Origin of the sequence: Streptomyces sp. ERV7 (assembly GCF_001653515.1) — a bacterium.
GTDB lineage: Bacteria > Actinomycetota > Actinomycetes > Streptomycetales > Streptomycetaceae > Streptomyces.
Genome location: NZ_LYOY01000029.1, coordinates 663284 through 680825, shown reverse-complemented (window position 1 = coordinate 680825; position 17542 = coordinate 663284). Strand labels below are relative to the sequence as shown.

The following is a 17542-nucleotide window of genomic DNA, read 5'->3' as shown; positions in this document are numbered from 1 at the left end:
ACGTGAAGAGCTTTGTGGCCGGTGCCGGCATGACGAGGTTCGAGAAGCCCGAGTCGCGGGAGTGGCAGTACTGGGACATGGCGCGGGAGGCCGGGACGGCGGCGCTCGCGGACGCCGGGATCGCGTACGGCCAGGTGGAACAGGTCCTGGCGGGCTACTGCTTCCAGCCGTCCACGGCGGGCCAGCGGGCCGCGTACGAACTGGGCCTCACCGGCGTCCCCGTCCACAACGTCAACAACAACTGCGCCACCGGGTCCAGTGCGCTGATGCTGGCGCGGCAGCTGGTGGAGGGCGGAGTGAGCGAGTGCGTGCTGGCGCTCGGCTTCGAGAAGATGAAGCGGGGCGCGCTCGGGGGCGGGGCGGACGGCGGCGACTTCGCCACGTCCCCGGTCGCCCGCCACTACGGCGTGATGGCCGCCGCCCACGGCTTCGAGATGAGCCCGCCGACGGCGCAGATCTTCGGCAACGCGGCGCGCGAGCACATGGAGCTGTACGGGACGACCGAGGCGCAGCTGGCGGCGGTCGGCGCGAAGAACCACCGGCACTCGGTGCACAATCCGCACGCGCAGTTCCAGGTGGAGTACTCGGTGGCGGAGGTGCTCGCCTCCAGGACCGTGCACCGTCCGCTGACCAAGCTCCAGTGCTCGCCGACGTCGGACGGCGCGGCGGCGGCCGTCGTCGTCTCCGAGCGGTTCGCGGCGGCGCACGGCATCGAGGAGCGGGCGGTGGAGATCGTCGCCCAGGCGATGACGACGGACACGGCGGCGTCGTTCGACTCCGGCCGGTGCATCGACGTGGTCGGGGCCGGCATGTCGCGGGCGGCGGCGCGGTCCGTGTACGAGCGCTCCGGCCTCGGCATCGAGGACGTCGACGTCATCGAGCTCCACGACTGCTTCTCCATCAACGAGCTGCTGACGTACGAGGCGCTCGGCATGTGCGGCGAGGGGGAGTCCGGAAAGCTGGTGGAGTCCGGGGCGACGACGTACGGCGGCCGGTGGGTGGTGAACCCTTCCGGCGGCCTGATCTCCAAGGGCCACCCGCTGGGGGCGACGGGGCTGGCGCAGGTGGGGGAGCTGGTGACGCACAACGGGACGGGGCGGGGCGGCGGTAGTGACGCTCCTGAGGTCCCCCACCCCGCCCCTTTCCGATGCTCGGAAGTAGGTGTTCTGGAGGGTAGGGCCTGGTCAGGGCACAAGGAAGCCCCGTCCGGCACTGTGGCCGAACGGGGCTTGCTCCCCGTCTGGGACTGATCTACGAGCAGAACGAGGCCTTCACGGCGGTCACGATGTTCGCGGCCTGGTCGTCCGTGAGGCTCGGCACCGTGCCGCCCTCGTAGCGGCTCTTCGCGTTCTTCCGGACCGTGACGTCATCCTTGCCGCCCTTGATGTCAGAGCAGACGTTCAGGGCCCGGTCCACGGCCCGGTCTTCCTTGGCGACCAACCCTGGCCAGCACATTGGGGCACGTGCCGACCGGGGCTGTTGCGCGACTCAGCGGTTCAGGTCCCGGTACTCCTCCAGCATGCGCAGCCCCGGGGTCAGAAGGTTTCGCGTCCCGGCGCAGGGCCGCTCATCGGGAAGCACCCATGTGTGCCAGCACGACAGGCAGCACACCACCCGGGCGTGCTCCGGATCGGTCTCCGCGCTGCCGCCGCATCGCGGGCACGGCTGCATGGGGTCTCCCTATGCCGACAAGTCGAACTCGCCCAGCTTGGCACCGCCCAGGAAGTCGGTCCACTCAACCGCCGTGAACTCGACCGTCTGGCCCGTCTCGGAGTTGCGGACGGCCACCTTGCCGGGGACGTTGGTCGCCACCTCGACACAGCGTCGGTCGTTCGGGTCGTACTTGCACATGCTGGACGTGTGGAACTCGAACTCAGGTCGCTCAGCCATCGTGCGTTTCCTCCCGTCGAAGAGCGGGGAGTCGGTCCCCGCGCCGTCGTGCACTTGCGACCCGCCCGGCCGTCACGTCTCACGGGAATGAGAGGGCGCAACAGCCGGACGGGGGCTTGCCCCGACCCCCGGCCGGAACGGGACCACTGCCACTCGCGCCACGCCATCGGCAGCAGGGGCGAGTACGGGCCTCACCGGGGGCGGGAGTCTCAGGGGTGACCAGCCCTCGCGTGCTCCTCCGCGGCCGCGAGTTCCAGCCGGTTGACCGCTACGCGGCGGGCTTGCTCCTGGGGGTTGTCGAGCACTACGCACGCCATGTCTTCCAGCGTGCGGGCGAAGATCGCGTGCCCCGTGGCGGCGGTGTGCTCGATCACGGCGACGCTTCCGGCCTTGAGGTCCGCCGTCGCGCCCAGGGTCCACTGACATCCGCTGCCGTGCATGCACCGGGCGGTCATGGTCAGTTCGCTGGACGGGTGGCGCAGCACCTTGTAGACCACAGCGCGCAGCGTGCTTCTGACGCTCACCGCTGCCCCTCCGGCTCGTTCGCCGGGCGGAACGCGCCGGTCTCCCAGGGCTCCCCGTTACCGTCCGGCGGTACCAGCGTGACTGTGCGCGTGTCGCCGTCCCACGCGACGGCTGTCCCGAGCTGACCGCGCGCCGTGTCTTTGACGAGCACGCCCGGAGCGGGCACCCACCTGGGCGCCGGTGCCGCAGCCCACATCAGCGCCGACCCCCCACCGGGCGCGTCCACACCTGCGCCTTCCGCACCTCGGCGTCGTTCGGGGACCGCAAGTCGGCCGGGTTCACGGCCCACTCGGCCCCACCGCCCGGCGGAACAAGGTACGCCGACCCCTCGAACAGCTTGCGTACCTCACCGATCCGGCCGCTCGTCGTGTCCACCGCGTACGTTCCCGTGGTGGGGACCCAGTGGTCAGCCATGGTCTCTCGCCATCCCCTCGCGTGGTCGTGCCAGGATCGTCCCGCCCCGCAGCGGGACCACGTAGGGGCATCCCTAGGGGCAAGTTGCCACCGCATCCCCGTTCACCACCGGTCTAGAGGCATCTGTAGGGGCAAGATGGGCCCATGGCCATCGGGGAACTGATCGCAGACCTTCGGAAGGCTCGCGGATGGAGCCAGGGGCGGCTAGCGTCGGCGATCAACGACACCTTCGGAACGAACCTCGATCGGGAGTATGTGAGCCGTTGGGAGCGTTCCAAGGTCACGCCTGGCCCGTTCTACCTGCGGTGCCTGTCCGCAGTCCTCGACGTGCCCCTAGCAGTGCTTGAGGGTGAAGTGAAGCGCCGTACGTTCCTGACCGATGCAGCCGGAGCCGCCATAGCCCCTGTGGTGGCCTCAGACCTGCTGTCCGCAGGGTTCGCCGCCCGCCTGTCCGGCGGTCCCACAGCGGATGCCTGGGAGGCCAAGCTGGCCACGTACGGCACCGAGTACATGAGCCTGGGCGCTGCCGACATTCAGCGGCGTATCAGCGCGGAACTGGTCACCGTGCAACAACAGCTCGACGCCCCCCAACTGTGGTCTGTGGCCTCCCGGTTGATGACCCTGTACGCCAAAACTTTTCCGGGGTCGGATGGCTCCAAGGCCGTCCACTGGTACCGCATGGCGGCCAAGGCAGCCGACCAGTCCGGAGACGAGGCGGCGCGCGTGTGGGTCCGGGGCCGCGCGGCTATCGCCCTGGGGTACGAGGGCGCATCCCTCGGCGTTGCCGACATGCTGGCCGACCAGGCAATGGCGATCAGCAACAAGCCCTCGCTCGGGCTACTGAACGCCATCTTCGGCAAGGCCCACGCAGCAGCGATCCGAGGAGACCACGCCACAGCGCGGAAGCTCATCGAGCAAGGCCGACGAGTCTTCGACAAGACCGGTTCGTACGAGCAGACCAGCGACTACGCCGTGCCCTGGTGGCGAGTCAATGTCTTCATCTCACTGCTTGCCGCCCGGCTCGGGGACGAGAAGACGGCCGTAGGAGCGCAGGAAGCGGCACGGGCAGAACTGCCCCCCGCACTGCCCCGATTCGCCACGCACCTTGAAATGCACCGGGGGCTGATGATCACCCGGTCCGGGGACAGCGCGGGAGGGGTGGCCTACTCGCGGGCCGCCCTGGAAGCCCTGCCCCCCGAAAAGCACTCCCTGACCCTCCGGCTCCTCATGGCAGAGGTAGAGGGTCGACCGGTCTACTGAGTGCGCGGTCGCTGGGCACCGTCATCCGAACGTCTCCGGCATCATGTGGACACGCGAAAGCCAGCGTTTCCGGACACGACGAAAGCCCCCGCCCCCGCCACCCCGATGGGTGACGAGCGCGGGGGCTCTGTGGTGCTGCGGGTCAGCCGGCGAGGACGTTGGTCAGCCGTGCGGCGGCCTTACCGCCGAAGAGGGCGAGGCCGCAGTAGAAGTCGATGCGGGTGCGGTAGACGGGCTTGTCAGGGGACTCGCCCAGGTAGGTGGTCTGCACGCCGCCGTCGGTCAGACCGGAGACCCCGGCGTCGGCCTCAGTCTTGAGCTGGTGGCACCCGTGGCACAGCACTTGCACGTTGCTTTCTCTGTCCTCGCCACCGAGGGACAGCGGGCGCATGTGGTCCACGTCGTCCACCTCATCCGAGGGGAAGGTGTCCAAGCACCAGTCGCACCAGGCCGTACCTCATTCCTGCACTCGTCGGCGGCCCCGTGCACGGCGTGTGCGGACACCGGCCCGATCCTCGCAGTCAGGGGCGCGGGGAACTGCGCGACCAGCCGCCCACGGTCCGCAGGAGACAAGGGGCCCGGGGCGGGCCCCGGCCCCCAACCCGGCCGCCCGCCAAGGGCTTTAGGGAAGGGGCGGGGTGGGGAAACACACCCCCGTGCGACCATGGCCCGCATGGTCCAAGCGCCCCCAGACACCGCCGCCATACCCACCCGGACACAGCCCACCCGCACCTGGCTCGTCCTGCTCGCCGCCTGTGCCGGGCAGTTCCTCGTCGTCCTCGACGTCTCCGTCGTCAACGTGGCCCTGCCCTCCATGCGCACCGGGCTCGGGATGACCCCGACCGGGCTGCAGTGGGTCGTCAACGCCTACTCCATCGCGTACGCCGGGTTCATGCTCCTCGGCGGCCGCGCCGGAGACCTCTTCGGGCGCAAGCGCATGTTCCTCGTCGGGCTCGGGCTCTTCACCGCCGCCAGCCTCGCCGGCGGACTCGCCCAGGAGGGCTGGCAGTTGCTGGCCGCCCGTGGCGTACAGGGACTCGGCGCCGCCGTGCTCGCGCCGTCCACCCTCACCATCCTCACCGCCGCCGTCCCGGAGGGGGCCGCCCGTACCAGGGCCATAGGCACCTGGGCCGCGGTCGGCGCGGGCGGCGGCGCGGCGGGCGGGCTGGTCGGCGGGGTGCTCACCGACACCCTGTCGTGGCGCTGGGTGCTGCTCATCAACGTGCCCGTCGGCGCCCTCGTCCTCACCGGCGCCACCCTGTGGATCACGGAGAGCCGCGCCGCCACCCGCAACCGCCTGGACCTGCCCGGCGCGGTCGCCGTCACCGGCGGGCTCGCGGTCCTCGCATACGGCATCGTGCAGACCGAGCGGGCCGGCTGGACCGCTCCGCAGACGCTCGCCCCGCTGCTGGGCGGGCTCGCGCTGCTCGGCGCGTTCCTCGCCGTCGAGGCACGGGCGGCGGCGCCGCTGATGCCGCTGCGGCTGCTGCGCCTGCGGTCCGTCTCGTCCGCCAACGTCGTGATGTTCGCCTGCGGCTCGGCCACCTTCTGCACCTGGTACTTCATGACCCTGTACGCCCAGAACGTGCTCGGCTACACCCCGCTGGGCGCCGGACTCGCCCTCGTCCCCAGCTCGTTGAGCATCGTCTTCGGCGCCAAGATCGCCCCCCGGCTGATGCCGGTGACCGGGACCCGCAACCTCACGGTCCTCGGCGTACTGATCGCCGCCGCCGGGTTCGGCTGGCAGTCCACGATGCACGCGCACGACCCGTACTGGATGGCGATCCTGGTGCCCGGCGTGCTGATGATGACCGGCGCGGGCCTGGCCACGACGCCGCTCGCCTCGCTCGCCACCTCCGGCGCCGCACCGGGCGAGGCCGGGCTCGTCTCGGGGCTCGTCAACACCTCCCGCACGATGGGCGGCGCGCTCGGCCTCGCCATCCTGTCGACCGTCGCCACCGCCCGTAGCGGCGACTCGCCGACCCCCGAGGCGCTCACCGAGGGCTACGCGCTCGCGTTCCGCACCGGCGGCTTCGTCCTGCTCGCCAGCACGGTCGTCGCGCTGGTGTGGCTGCCCAGGGCCACCGCGGCGAAGAAGTGACTCAGAGCCTGTCTTTGAACCCCCGCCTGCGCAGCGGCGGCCGGTGCGCCCGCCCTCCGGGCGGACGACGGGGGTTCAAAGACAGGCTCTCAGAGCCAGCCCTGCTGCCGCGCCGCCCGCACCGCCTCCATGCGGTTGCGGGTGCCCGTCTTGCCGATCGCCGACGAGAGGTAGTTGCGTACCGTCGACTCCGACAGGTGCAGCCTGCCCGCGATGTCGGCCACCGTCGCGCCGTCCACCGAGGCGTTCAGGACGTCCCGCTCCCGCGCGGTCAGCGGGTTGGCGCCCGCGCTCAGCGCGGCCGCGGCCAGCGCCGGGTCGATCACCGTCTCGCCGCGCAGCACCCGCCGGATCGCCTCGGCCAGATCCTCCACCGGCCCGTCCTTCACCAGGAACCCGGCCGCGCCCGCCTCCATCGCGCGCCGCAGATACCCCGGCCGCCCGAAGGTGGTGAGGATCAGCACCCGGCAGTCGGGGCACTCCTCGCGCAGCTCGGCCGCCGCGTCGAGCCCGCTGCGGCCGGGCAGTTCGATGTCCAGGAGGGCGACGTCGGGCCGGGCGACGAGCGCCTCGGACACGATCTTGTCGCCCGCCGACACCTGGGCGACCACCTCGATGTCCTCCTCAAGCCCGAGCAGCAGGGCCAGCGCGCCCCGCATCATGCCCTGGTCCTCGGCGAGCAGGACTCTGATCATGCCGTTCTCCCCATCGTGCCGGTCTCATCCCCGTGCGACCCCGCGTTCGGTCTCCAGCTCCGCTTCGAGCTCGGCGTCGAGCGGGTCGACCGGGAGCTCGGCGTTCACCTGGAAGCCGCCGCGCGGCCCGGGGCCCGCTTCGAGTGAGCCGCCGGCCGCCGCGAGGCGTTCGGTGAGACCCTTCAGGCCCGTGCCGCCGATGCGTGGACCGGGGGCGACGGGCTGTTCGGATGGTACGCCGCGCCCGTCGTCGGTGATCTTCAGCCGTACCCGCTCGGGCGCGCCGTCGACCACGATCTCGCAGTGGGCCGCCCCGCTGTGCCGTACGACGTTGGTGACCGCCTCCCGTACCACCCAGCCAAGCAGCGCCTCCACCTGTGAGGGCAGCGGCGGGCCCGACAGGCGTACCACCGGCTCCACTTCGGCCGCCAGCAGTGCCGAGCGGGCCCGGTCCAGCTCGGTGCCGAGGCTGCCCTCGCGGTAGCCGGTGACGGCCTCGCGGATCTCGGTGAGCGCCTGGCGGCCGACCGACTCGATGTCGGCGACCTGGCCGAGCGCGGCGTCCAGGTCGCGCGGGGCGAGGCGGCGGGCCGCCTCCGACTTCACCACGATCACCGAGAGCGTGTGGCCGAGCAGGTCGTGCAGGTCCCGGGAGAAGCGGAGACGTTCCTTCTCCACGGCGGTACGGGCCAGCTCCTGGCGGGTGTCGCGCAGTTCGCGCACGGTCTGGGAGAGCGAGAGGACCGCCGCCGTCACCATGCCGGAGAGGAACGTGCCGTACGCGATGGTCACGTTGTCCCAGACCTCGCCCGCCTCCATGCCGGAGATGGCGCCCGCCGAGCTCGCCAGGACCATGATCACCAGGCCCAGCCTGCGGTCCCGCAGCACCGCGCCGCAGGCCAGCGAGAGCAGCGGGAAGAAGAACAGCCAGGTGCCGCCGTAAAGGAGGGTCAGCGCGTAGGTGATCGCGGCCATCGCGGCCAGGGCCGCGAGCGTGGCGCGGCTCTCGCGCTTCTCCTTGTCGAAGGCGCGGAAGGCGACCGTGACGTAGAGCGAGTTGAAGGCCAGCAGCCCGGCGCCCCCGATCCACGGGTTCGGGGTCCTGCCCTCGACGAGGTTGGAGAACGCGCCCAGGCCCATCAGGAGCCAGGGCAGCAGGGCGTAGCCGTTCGCCGGGGGACCGGCGAGGTCGGCGTCCCGCTCGCTCCTCCTCGGCAGCTCCGGCAGTTTCGGTAGCTCCGGCAGTTTCGGCAGGCTGGGCGCCACTGTCTCGTTCTCCCCGTTCATCGTGCTCACACGGCCCTCGCGGACCGTCGGTAGGAGACCACGGCGTACGAGCCGAACGCCAGCAGCCAGCCGCCGAGCACCGCGACCGTCCCGAGTCCGGGGGCCGAGCCGTGCGAGACCGCCCAGCCGAGGTCCCCGAACCGGTGGGCCGGGCTGTACGCGGCGATCGAGGCGAGCCAGTGGGGGAAGGAGGAGAGCGGGAACCACAGTCCGCCGAGCACCGCGAGCCCCATCAGACACGCCACATTGACCACGCCCATGGCCTGCGGGCTCAGCCGGTAGCCGTTGCCGAGGCCCAGCAGGGTGAAGGGGAGCGCCCCGGCCCACAGCAGCAGCGCGAGCGCCGCCCACTGCCAGGCTTCCAGGCGTACGCCGTTGACGAGCGCGCCCGCCGCGAGCACCGCGAGGACGGCCGGCAGCACGGTCGCCGAGCCGCTGACCGCGCGGCCCGCCACCACCCGGGACGGCGCCAGCGGGGTGATCCGCAGCTGCCTCAGCCAGCCCGCGCTCCTGTCGGAGGCCACTTGGCCACCGGCGTTCAGCGACGCGCCGAGCGCCCCGTACGCGGCCATGCCGACCATCGATGCGGCCTTCCAGTCGGCCGAGTCGCCGCCCCCCGAGCCGATGTTGGTGAAGAGGAGGTACATGAGCACCGGCATCCCGATACCGAAGATCACGAAGGACGCGTCGCGGAGGGTGCGCCGGATTTCGAGCGTGATGTAGCCGAGCATCAGACGGTCTCGCTTTCGCGTACGGAGCCGACGGTGGCGGTGGCGGTGGCGGTCGGGGAGACGGTGGAGGTGAGGGAGAGGAAGGCGTCCTCCAGGCTGGCCGGGGCGACTTCGAGGCGCCGGACCGCGCCGCGCCGGGCGAGCTCCACGACCGTGGCGTCCGAGTCGTCCGTACGCAGCCGGGCGCGGTCGCCGCGCACCTCGACCGAGACCACGCCCGGCAGCGCGGCCAGGCCCGCGCTGGGGCCGCCCGCCAGGTCGAAGGAGACCAGGCTGCCGCCGGCCGCGCGCTTGATCCGCTCGCCGGGGCCGTCGGCCACGACACGGCCCTGGTCGACGACCACGATCCGGTCGGCGTTGTCGTCCGCCTCCTCCAGGTAGTGGGTGGAGAACAGCACGGTGTTGCCCCGGGCCGCGTAGCTGCGCATCGCGTCCCAGAACGCTCGGCGCGCCGCCACGTCGAGTGCGGCGGTCGGCTCGTCCAGGACCAGCAGCGCGGGCGCCCCGGCGATCGCCACCGCGAACCTCACGCGCTGGGCCTGGCCGCCGGAGAGCCTGTCGACCCGGCGGTCCGCGAAGCCGGTGAGCCCGGCGAGCGCCAGCGCCTCGTCGACCGGCATCGGCTCGGGGTAGGTCGAGCCGACGAACGCGATGAGCTCCCGTACGGTGACGCGGGGGATCGGCTGCCCCTCCTGGAGCATCGCCCCGGTGAGCCCGGCCCGTACCGCCCGCTCCGGCGTGCGGCCGAAGAGCCGCACCTCGCCCGCGTCCGGCTCGTCGAGGCCGAGCAGGAGGCCGATGGTGGTGGACTTGCCGGCGCCGTTGCGGCCGAGCAGGGCGACGGTTTCGCCCCGGCGGATGTCGAGGTCGATACGGTCGACTGCCCGTACGGAGCCGTAGGCCTTGACCACGTGGGTGAGGCTTACGGCGGCCGGGGCGCTCGGTGCTGTCTGCGTCATGTCCTTGACGCTACGGATCGGGCCCCGGTGCCCGGCAGATGTTCTTGTACGGGGTTGGGCGGGACAAATGTCCTGGCGGGTCGGTTGTCTGCGGCCGGGGGTCATCCGCAGGTTGAGTGTGGTTGCTCGCGCAGTTCCCCGCGCCCCTACGGGGTTGGGGTTGCCCAGCGCCGATGCGCCCTCCAGGGGCGCGGGGAACGGCGCGACCAGCCCAACTCAACCCGCGGATGCCCCCGGGCGATTGAGGGGCGCGGGGAACGGCGCGAGCAACCCTCCACCGGCCCGCAGGTGAACTCCGGGCACAGGAAGGGGCGCGGGGAACGGCGCGAGCAACCCTCCACCGGCCCGCAGATCAACCCCGGGCACAGGAAGGGGCGCGGGCACCCCCACCGGCCCGCAGATGAACCCCGGGCGTCAGCGCTAGCTGACGGCGCGTCAGAAGTGTTCCCAATCGGGGGCCGCTGCGTTATACATAGGGCCCATCGAGCCTAGAACGCGTTCTAAAACCGGCTCTCCGAGCCGGCCGCGCACGGCCTCGGTGCGGCCGACGGTGCGGACGGCCGCGCCGAGGTCTTCCACCTCCAAGGAGCAGCCCCCGTATGCCCATCGACGTCGCGAAGGCGCTCGCCGCCGAGCCCCGGTCCACCGAGATCGTCTGGGACCACAAGGACATCCAGCTCTACCACCTGGGACTGGGCGCGGGCGTCCCGGCGACCGACCCGGACGAGCTGCGCTACACCCTGGAGTCGAGGCTGCACGTGCTGCCCTCGTTCGCCACCGTCGCGGGCGCCGGCATGGGCGTGGTCGGCGGACTCGGCGCGCCCGGCATCGAGGTCGACCTCGCGGCCGTGCTCCACGGCGGCCAGGGCATCGTCCTGCACCGCCCGATCCCGGTGCGCGGCAAGGCCGTCTCCACCTCCAGGGTGGCCGCCGTCTACGACAAGGGCAAGGCCGCCGTCCTGGTGCTGCGCACCGAGGCCGCCGACGACGAGGGCCCGCTGTGGACCAGCGACGCCCAGATCTTCGTACGCGGCGAGGGCGGCTTCGGCGGTGAGCGCGGCCCCTCCGCCCGTACCGAGCAGCCCGACCGGACCCCCGACCACACCGTCGAGCGGGAGGTGCGCGAGGAGCAGGCGCTGCTCTACCGGCTCTCCGGCGACTGGAACCCGCTCCACGCCGACCCCGAGTTCGCCGCGCTCGCCGGCTTCGACCGGCCGATCCTGCACGGGCTCTGCACGTACGGAATGACGCTGAAGGCCGTCGTCGACACGCTGCTCGGCGGCGAGGTGGCCCGCGTCCGCTCGTACACCACCCGCTTCACCGGGGTCGTCTTCCCGGGCGAGACCCTGCGCATCCGGATGTGGGCCGCACCGGGCCGCGTCCAGGTGTCGGTGACGGCCGTCGAGCGGGACGACGCGCCGGTGCTCTCCGACACGCTCGTCGAACACGTCTGAACCGCCTCATCGGAGTCCCATCAGAGGGGAGCCGCACCATGCGCGCAGCCGTACTGCACGAGATCGGCCAGGACAAGCTCGATGTGCTCGACGACGTCGAGGCGGTGGGCTTCGGGCCCGGGAAGGTGCGGATCCGGATCCGCGCGACCGGGCTCTGCCACTCCGACATCTCCGCGATGACCGGGGTGCTTCCGCAGCCCGCCCCCTTCGTCCCCGGCCACGAGGGCGCGGGCGAGATCCTCGACGTCGGCGACGGCGTCACCTCGCTCGCCCCGGGCGACCGCGTCCTGGTGTGCTGGCTGCCCGCGTGCGGCGTCTGCCCCTCCTGCAAGCGCGGCCAGACCCATCTGTGCCTGGCCGGGTTCATGAACGCGGGCACCCCCAACTTCAAGCGCCCCGGCGCCGAGGTGTTCGGCTTCGCGGGCACCGGCACCTTCGCGGAGGAGGTCGTGGTCGCCGCCGGATGCGCGGTCCCGATCCCCGACGACGTGCCGTACGAGATCGCCGCGCTCATCGGGTGCGGGGTGACCACCGGGCTCGGCGCGGCCATCAACACCGCCAAGGTGGAGGCCGGTTCGTCGGTCGCCGTCATCGGCTGCGGCGGGGTCGGCATCTCCGCGATCCAGGGCGCCAGGGCGCAGGGCGCGGCGCAGATCGTCGCCGTCGACCCGGTGGCCTCCCGGCGCGAGGCCGCGCTCACCTTCGGTGCGACCGAGGCCGTCTCGCCCAGCGAGCTCGACGACGCCAAGCAGCGGATCACCGGCGGCGAGGGCTTCGACTACGTCTTCGAGGTCGTCGGCAAGTCCGCCACCGCCCGCACCGCCTACGGGGCGACCCGGCGCGGCGGCACCCTGTGCGTGGTCGGCGCGGGCGCCATGGACGACTTCTTCCAGCTCAACATGTTCGAGCTGTTCTTCGACGAGAAGCGGATCCTGCCCTCGCTGTACGGCGGCGGCGACGTACTGCGCTCCTACGAGCGGGCCGTCGCGCTGTGGCGGGCGGGCCGGATCGACCTGGAGGGCCTGATCACCCACCGGGTGCCGCTCGCCGGGATCAACGACGCCCTCGACCAGATGCGCACGGGCGAGGCCCTGCGCACCTGCATCACCCTCTGAACCCTCCCAACCCTCCGAACCTTCCGAACCCTCTGAACCTTCCGAACCCTCTGAACCGAAGGGACGCGGTCGACCGATGGCACTGCCACTTGAAGGGCTCAGCGCGATCGTCACCGGCGCCGGACGGGGCCTGGGCCGGGCCGAGGCCCTCGAACTCGCCCGGCTCGGCGCGTCCGTGGTCGTCAACGACTTCGGGCAGCCGGGCCGGGACGGCTCCGGCGAGGCCTCGGCCGCTCCCGCCGAGGAGGTCGCCGCCGAGATCCGCGCGGCGGGCGGCACGGCTCTCGCCCACACCGGCGACGTGGCCGACCACCAACAGGCCCGGGAACTCGTCCGGTCGGCGGTCGAGGAGTTCGGCAAACTGGACATCCTGGTCAACAACGCGGGCATCCTGCGGGACCGGATGATCTTCTCGATGACCGAGGCCGAGTGGGACGCGGTGATCCACGTCCACCTCAAGGGCCACTTCAACACCACCCACTTCGCCGCCGCGCACTGGCGCGGGCGCTCCAAGGCGGCGGGCGGCGCGGTCTACGGCCGGATCGTCAACACCTCCTCGGAGGCGTTCCTCGCGGGCTCGGCGGGCCAGCCCAACTACGCGGCAGCCAAGGGCGGGATCGTGGGCCTGACCACCTCCACGGCCCTGGCGCTCGCCAAGTACGGGGTCACCGCCAACGCCATCTGCCCCCGCGCCCGCACCCGGATGACGGAGGACGTCTTCGCGGGCTTCGAGGAGCCCGGCGAGGGGCAGCTCGACCCGCTGGCGCCCGAGCACGTGGCGCCGCTCGTCGGCTATCTGGCGTCCCCCGCGGCCGCCCGGGTCAACGGCCAGCTGATGGTGGTGCACGGCGGGATGGTCGCGATCGTGGAGCGCCCGAAGGTGGCCGCCAAGTTCGACGCGGCCAAGGAGGCCTTCACGTACGGGGAACTGGACGAGCTGCTCTCGCCGTACTACGCCGAGCGCCCCGCGAACGAGACCTTCGCGGCGGCGGAGGTGCTCGGCCTCAAGCGCGGCTGAGCGTCCGGACGGACGGGAAAGGGCCCGGGATCTGTGGATCCCGGGCCCTTCGCGCTTCTTCGCCGACGTCAGCCGTGGTGGTGGCCGCCGTCGCCGTCGTTCCGCCGGTGGCGGCCGTGGGCCTCGTTGGTCGGCTCCTCGGTCGCCGCGGCGCCGCCCCGGTGCCGGCCGTGGTGGCCGTCGGGGTCCGTCGTGGCTTCGGCGGACGCGGCGGTCAGTGTCTCGGACATGTGGTGCAGTCACCCCGTTGTGTTTCGTCCGTTGCGTTCGCCGTGGATCTTAGCCAGAGCTCCACGGCCTACTGACGGCCGGTCAGCGGTGCCTGCGCCAGCGGTACGGGCCTGGGGGCCTGCGGCTTCAGCGGTACGGGGGCAGGGCGCGGCAGGTCCGCCGGGGCCGGGACCGCCGCCACCGAGCAGGGCGCCGCGGCCGTCGCGCACGGCAGCCGCAGCACCCCGTCCCGGGTCCACAGGCCGGCCCGGAGCGCGGGTAACCTGTGTCCGTGCCCCGTCTGTCTGAAGTCATCGCCGCGCTCGACGCCCTCTGGCCGCCCGAGCGGGCCGAGGGATGGGACGCGGTCGGCACCGTCTGCGGCGAGCCCGACGCGGAGGTCCGGCGCGTGCTGTTCGCCGTCGACCCCGTCCAGGAGATCGCGGACGAGGCCGTGCGGCTCGGCGCCGATCTGATCGTCACCCACCACCCGCTCTATCTGCGCGGCACGACGACGGTCGCGGCCGGCCACTTCAAGGGCCGCGTCGTGCACACCCTGATCAAGCACGACATCGCGCTGCACGTCGCCCACACCAACGCCGACTCCGCCGACCCCGGTGTCTCCGACGCCCTCGCGGGCGCCCTGGACCTCCGGGTGGTCGGCCCGCTCGTGCCCGACGCCACGGACCCCTCGGGGCGCCGGGGACTGGGCCGGATCTGCGAGCTGGACCACCCCGAGACGCTGGGCGGGTTCGCCGCCCGCGCCGCCGCCCGGCTGCCCGCCACCGCGCAGGGGATCCGGGTCGCGGGCGACACCGAGGCCCTGGTGAAGACCGTCGCCGTCAGCGGCGGCTCGGGCGACGGCCTCTTCGACGCCGTACGGGCGTCGGGAGCCGATGCCTTCCTCACCGCCGACCTGCGCCACCACCCGGTGTCGGAGGCCACCCAGCACGCGTCTCCTTCGTCCGGCCCGCTGGGCCTGGTCGACGCCGCGCACTGGGCCACCGAGTGGCCCTGGTGCGAGCAGGCCGCCGCACAGCTCGACGAGATTTCCGACCGCCACGGCTGGGACCTGCGGGTCCACGTCTCGAAGACGGTCACCGACCCCTGGTCATCCCACCACTCTTCTGGAGCCCCCAACTGAACGCCGCGCCCGCCGACCAGATCCGCCTCCTCGACGTACAGGCCCTCGACGTACGCCTGTCGCAGCTCGCCCACAAGCGGAAGTCGCTGCCCGAGCACGCCGAGATCGACTCGCTGAACAAGGACCTCATCCAGCTCCGCGACCTGCTGGTCGCCGCGCAGACCGAGGAGAGCGACACCGCCCGCGAGCAGACCAAGGCCGAGCAGGACGTCGACCAGGTCCGCCAGCGCGCCGCCCGCGACCAGCAGCGCCTGGACTCGGGCGCCGTCTCGTCCCCCAAGGACCTGGAGTCCCTCCAGCGCGAGATCGCCTCGCTGGCCAAGCGCCAGGGCGACCTGGAGGACGTGGTCCTGGAGGTCATGGAGCGCCGTGAGTCCGCCCAGGAGCGGGCCGCCGAGCTGACCGAGCGGGTCTCCTCCGTCCAGTCGAGGACCGACGAGGCGACCGCCCGCCGCGACGCCGCGACCCAGCAGCTCGACGCCGAGGCCGCCGACGTGGCCAAGGAGCGCGAGGTCGTCGCGGGCGTGATCCCCGCCGACCTGCTGAAGCTCTACGACAAGCTGCGCGAGAAGCAGGGCGGCGTCGGCGCGGCCCGGCTCTACCAGCGCAAGTGCGAGGGCTGCCGGCTGGAGCTCAACATCACCGAGGTCACCGCGGTCAGGGCGGCGTCCCCGGACACCGTGCTGCGGTGCGAGAACTGCAGCCGCATCCTGGTCCGTACGTCGGAGTCGGGTCTGTAGTGCGGCAGTTCGTTGTCGAGGCCGACGGCGGCTCCCGGGGCAACCCGGGTCCGGCCGGTTACGGCGCGGTGGTCCTCGACCCGGCGACGGGCGAGACGCTGGCCGAGGCGGCGGAGTACATCGGTGTCGCGACCAACAACGTCGCCGAGTACAAGGGCCTGATCGCCGGGCTCAAGGCGGCCAAGGCCCTGGACCCGGCCGCGAAGGTCCGGGTCCGGATGGACTCCAAGCTGGTCGTCGAGCAGATGTCGGGCCGCTGGAAGATCAAGCACCCCGACATGAAGCCGCTCGCGGCCGAGGCCGGGCGCGTACTGCCGCCCGCGCAGGTCACGTACGAGTGGATCCCGCGCGAGAAGAACAAGCACGCGGACCGGCTCGCCAACGAGGCGATGGACGCGGGCAAGCGCGGCAAGCAGTGGGAGCCGTCGGCGTCCACGGCGGCGCTCTCCTCGGGCCCCCGCCGACACGGACGCGGCGCGGGTCGTCGGGGACGCGTCGGCAGGTGCGGCGCGGGCCCGGGCGGCGCTGGCGTCGGCCGCCCCGGCCGCTCCGGTCGCCACCGTCCCGGCCCCCGCCCGCAGTTCGGGCGCGGCCCCGGCCGCCGGGTGGAGCGCGCCGGACCTGGGCACGCCCACCACCTTCGTCCTGCTGCGGCACGGCGAGACGGCGCTGACCCCCGAGAAGCGGTTCTCCGGCAGCGGCGGCACCGACCCGGAGCTCTCGGCGGCGGGCCGGCGCCAGGCCGACCAGGTCGCCGCGGCGCTCGCGGCCCGGGGCACGATCCAGGCGGTCGTCTCGTCCCCGCTGCGGCGCTGCCGCGAGACGGCGGCGGCGGTCGCGGCACGCCTCGGTCTGGACGTCGCGGTCGAGGAAGGCCTGCGCGAGACGGACTTCGGGGCGTGGGAGGGGCTGACCTTCGCCGAGGTGCGCGAGCGCTACGGCGCCGACCTCGACGCCTGGCTCGCCTCGCCCAAGGCCGCGCCGACCGGCGGCGGCGAGAGCTTCGCGACGGTGTCGCGGCGCGTCTCGGCGGCCCGCGACCGGCTGCTCACGGCGTACGCGGGCCGTACGGTCCTGCTGGTCACGCATGTGACCCCGGTCAAGACCCTGGTCCGCCTCGCCCTGGGCGCCCCGCCGGAGTCGCTGTTCCGGATGGAGCTGTCGGCGGCGTCGCTGTCGGCGGTGGCGTACTACGGCGACGGCAACGCGTCCGTGAGGCTGCTGAACGACACGGGTCACTTGCGCTGAGGGCGGTGTCGGCCGCGGGCCGTGGGTGGCTGACCAGCCGCCGACGGCCCGCGGCCGAAAGACTCAGCGCAACCCCGCTGCCTCGCGCGCCAGTGCCTCCACCCGCCCCCAGTCCCGCGCGGCCAGGGCGTCCGGGGGCAGCATCCACGTCCCCCCGACGCACCCCACGTTCGGCAGGGCCAGATAGTCCGGCGCCGAGGCGAGCGAGATGCCGCCGGTGGGGCAGAAGCGGGCGCCGGGGAGCGGCCCGGCCAGCGACTTGAGGTAGGCCGTGCCGCCCGCCGCCTCGGCGGGGAAGAACTTCATCTCGCGGACCCCGCGCTCCAGGAGCGCCACCACCTCTGAGGCGGTCGCGACCCCGGGCAGGAACGGGAGCCCGGACGCGGTCATCGCGTCGAGGAGGCCGCCGGTCCAGCCCGGGCTGACCAGGAAGCGCGCCCCGGCCGCCACGGCGTCCTCGACCCCGGCGGCCGACACCACGGTCCCGGCCCCCACCACCGCCTCCGGTACGCCGTCCGCGATCGCCCGGATCGCGTCGAGCGCGGCGGGCGTCCGCAGGGTCACCTCGATCGCCGGCAGCCCGCCCGCCACCAGGGCCCGCGCGAGTGGTACGGCGTCGGCGGGGTCGTCCAGGACGACCACGGGGACGACGGGGGCGAGGTCCAGGACGGAGGTCATACGGGCATCCTGCCGGGCGCTATCGCGGGGCGCAACGAGCGTTGCACCCTGCGCAATAGGCTGTTGTCCTCAG

Annotated in this window: 19 protein-coding genes and 2 pseudogenes; 9 read left to right on the top strand and 12 right to left on the bottom strand. The window is 72.7% G+C overall.

Going from position 1 to position 17542, the window contains the following annotated elements; genetic code table 11:
* The first annotated feature begins 29 nt into the window (after positions 1–29).
* Positions 30–1161, top strand: a pseudogene (locus A8W25_RS09395) (thiolase C-terminal domain-containing protein).
* Between the two features lie 90 nt (positions 1162–1251).
* Here the strand turns inward: A8W25_RS09395 and A8W25_RS33910 are convergent.
* From A8W25_RS33910 to A8W25_RS09375, 4 genes are all read right to left on the bottom strand, one after another.
* On the bottom strand, positions 1252–1455 hold the full coding sequence (locus A8W25_RS33910) for a DUF732 domain-containing protein (RefSeq protein ID WP_324616194.1): 204 nt from the start codon (positions 1453–1455) through the stop codon (positions 1252–1254).
* A gap of 225 nt (positions 1456–1680) precedes the next feature.
* Entirely contained in the window at positions 1681–1890 is a 210-nt protein-coding gene (locus tag A8W25_RS09390; RefSeq protein ID WP_067160906.1) for a DUF397 domain-containing protein, read from the bottom strand.
* Between the two features lie 209 nt (positions 1891–2099).
* Positions 2100–2414 carry a hypothetical protein gene (locus tag A8W25_RS09385; protein ID WP_067158544.1) on the bottom strand — a complete coding sequence of 105 codons (315 nt, stop codon included), beginning with the start codon at positions 2412–2414 and terminating at the stop codon, positions 2100–2102.
* 196 nt (positions 2415–2610) lie between these two features.
* Positions 2611–2829, bottom strand: a complete 219-nt coding sequence (locus A8W25_RS09375; RefSeq protein WP_067158540.1) for a hypothetical protein — start codon at positions 2827–2829, stop codon at positions 2611–2613.
* 144 nt (positions 2830–2973) lie between these two features.
* On the opposite strand from A8W25_RS09375, the gene A8W25_RS09370 reads away from it, so the two are divergent.
* Positions 2974–4089: a helix-turn-helix domain-containing protein gene (locus A8W25_RS09370; RefSeq protein WP_079125921.1), complete on the top strand. Its 1116-nt coding sequence runs from the start codon at positions 2974–2976 to the stop codon at positions 4087–4089.
* A 142-nt stretch (positions 4090–4231) separates the two neighbouring features.
* Here the strand turns inward: A8W25_RS09370 and A8W25_RS34785 are convergent, their stop codons facing one another.
* On the bottom strand, positions 4232–4522 hold the full coding sequence (locus A8W25_RS34785) for an HNH endonuclease (protein WP_067158538.1): 291 nt from the start codon (positions 4520–4522) through the stop codon (positions 4232–4234).
* A 240-nt stretch (positions 4523–4762) separates the two neighbouring features.
* Here A8W25_RS34785 and A8W25_RS09360 point away from each other — a divergent pair, with 240 nt between their 5' ends.
* Positions 4763–6190 (top strand): MFS transporter, encoded by a 1428-nt coding sequence (locus A8W25_RS09360; protein WP_067160899.1) that lies wholly within the window; start codon positions 4763–4765, stop codon positions 6188–6190.
* Between the two features lie 89 nt (positions 6191–6279).
* Here A8W25_RS09360 and A8W25_RS09355 read toward each other — a convergent pair whose 3' ends face one another.
* The 4 genes from A8W25_RS09355 to A8W25_RS09340 are packed head-to-tail and all read right to left on the bottom strand — an operon-like array spanning position 6280 to position 9862.
* Positions 6280–6885 (bottom strand): response regulator transcription factor, encoded by a 606-nt coding sequence (locus A8W25_RS09355; RefSeq protein WP_067158536.1) that lies wholly within the window; start codon positions 6883–6885, stop codon positions 6280–6282.
* A 24-nt stretch (positions 6886–6909) separates the two neighbouring features.
* Entirely contained in the window at positions 6910–8181 is a 1272-nt protein-coding gene (locus A8W25_RS09350) for a sensor histidine kinase (protein ID WP_234386345.1), read from the bottom strand.
* Positions 8178–8903 (bottom strand): ABC transporter permease, encoded by a 726-nt coding sequence (locus tag A8W25_RS09345; RefSeq protein WP_067158411.1) that lies wholly within the window; start codon positions 8901–8903, stop codon positions 8178–8180. The genes A8W25_RS09350 and A8W25_RS09345 overlap by 4 nt, the downstream gene beginning before the upstream one ends.
* The gene (locus A8W25_RS09340) at positions 8903–9862 is read right to left on the bottom strand and encodes an ABC transporter ATP-binding protein (RefSeq protein ID WP_067158409.1); all 960 of its coding nucleotides are present in this window, start codon (positions 9860–9862) and stop codon (positions 8903–8905) included. The genes A8W25_RS09345 and A8W25_RS09340 overlap by 1 nt, the downstream gene beginning before the upstream one ends.
* Before the next feature lie 599 nt (positions 9863–10461).
* Between A8W25_RS09340 and A8W25_RS09335 the strand changes: the two genes are divergently transcribed.
* From A8W25_RS09335 to A8W25_RS09325, 3 genes are all read left to right on the top strand, one after another.
* Positions 10462–11316 (top strand): MaoC/PaaZ C-terminal domain-containing protein, encoded by an 855-nt coding sequence (locus tag A8W25_RS09335; RefSeq protein ID WP_067158407.1) that lies wholly within the window; start codon positions 10462–10464, stop codon positions 11314–11316.
* A gap of 38 nt (positions 11317–11354) precedes the next feature.
* Positions 11355–12431 carry a Zn-dependent alcohol dehydrogenase gene (locus A8W25_RS09330; RefSeq protein ID WP_067158406.1) on the top strand — a complete coding sequence of 359 codons (1077 nt, stop codon included), beginning with the start codon at positions 11355–11357 and terminating at the stop codon, positions 12429–12431.
* A gap of 76 nt (positions 12432–12507) precedes the next feature.
* The gene (locus tag A8W25_RS09325) at positions 12508–13449 is read left to right on the top strand and encodes a 3-oxoacyl-ACP reductase (RefSeq protein WP_067158404.1); all 942 of its coding nucleotides are present in this window, start codon (positions 12508–12510) and stop codon (positions 13447–13449) included.
* A gap of 68 nt (positions 13450–13517) precedes the next feature.
* Here A8W25_RS09325 and A8W25_RS34325 read toward each other — a convergent pair whose 3' ends face one another.
* Positions 13518–13679: a hypothetical protein gene (locus A8W25_RS34325; RefSeq protein WP_199831703.1), complete on the bottom strand. Its 162-nt coding sequence runs from the start codon at positions 13677–13679 to the stop codon at positions 13518–13520.
* 68 nt (positions 13680–13747) lie between these two features.
* The gene (locus A8W25_RS33905; protein ID WP_158942465.1) at positions 13748–13903 is read right to left on the bottom strand and encodes a hypothetical protein; all 156 of its coding nucleotides are present in this window, start codon (positions 13901–13903) and stop codon (positions 13748–13750) included.
* A 48-nt stretch (positions 13904–13951) separates the two neighbouring features.
* On the opposite strand from A8W25_RS33905, the gene A8W25_RS09320 reads away from it, so the two are divergent.
* From A8W25_RS09320 to A8W25_RS09310, 3 genes and pseudogenes are all read left to right on the top strand, one after another.
* The gene (locus tag A8W25_RS09320) at positions 13952–14803 is read left to right on the top strand and encodes a Nif3-like dinuclear metal center hexameric protein (protein ID WP_067160894.1); all 852 of its coding nucleotides are present in this window, start codon (positions 13952–13954) and stop codon (positions 14801–14803) included.
* Positions 14800–15543: a zinc ribbon domain-containing protein gene (locus tag A8W25_RS34320; protein ID WP_234386430.1), complete on the top strand. Its 744-nt coding sequence runs from the start codon at positions 14800–14802 to the stop codon at positions 15541–15543. Before A8W25_RS09320 ends, A8W25_RS34320 begins: the two co-directional genes overlap by 4 nt.
* Positions 15543–16791: pseudogene (locus A8W25_RS09310) on the top strand (bifunctional RNase H/acid phosphatase). The gene A8W25_RS34320 and the pseudogene A8W25_RS09310 overlap by 1 nt, the downstream one beginning before the upstream one ends.
* Before the next feature lie 63 nt (positions 16792–16854).
* Here the strand turns inward: A8W25_RS09310 and eda are convergent.
* Positions 16855–17469 (bottom strand): bifunctional 4-hydroxy-2-oxoglutarate aldolase/2-dehydro-3-deoxy-phosphogluconate aldolase, encoded by a 615-nt coding sequence (eda, locus tag A8W25_RS09305; RefSeq protein ID WP_067158535.1) that lies wholly within the window; start codon positions 17467–17469, stop codon positions 16855–16857.
* Positions 17470–17542: the final 73 nt, after the last annotated feature.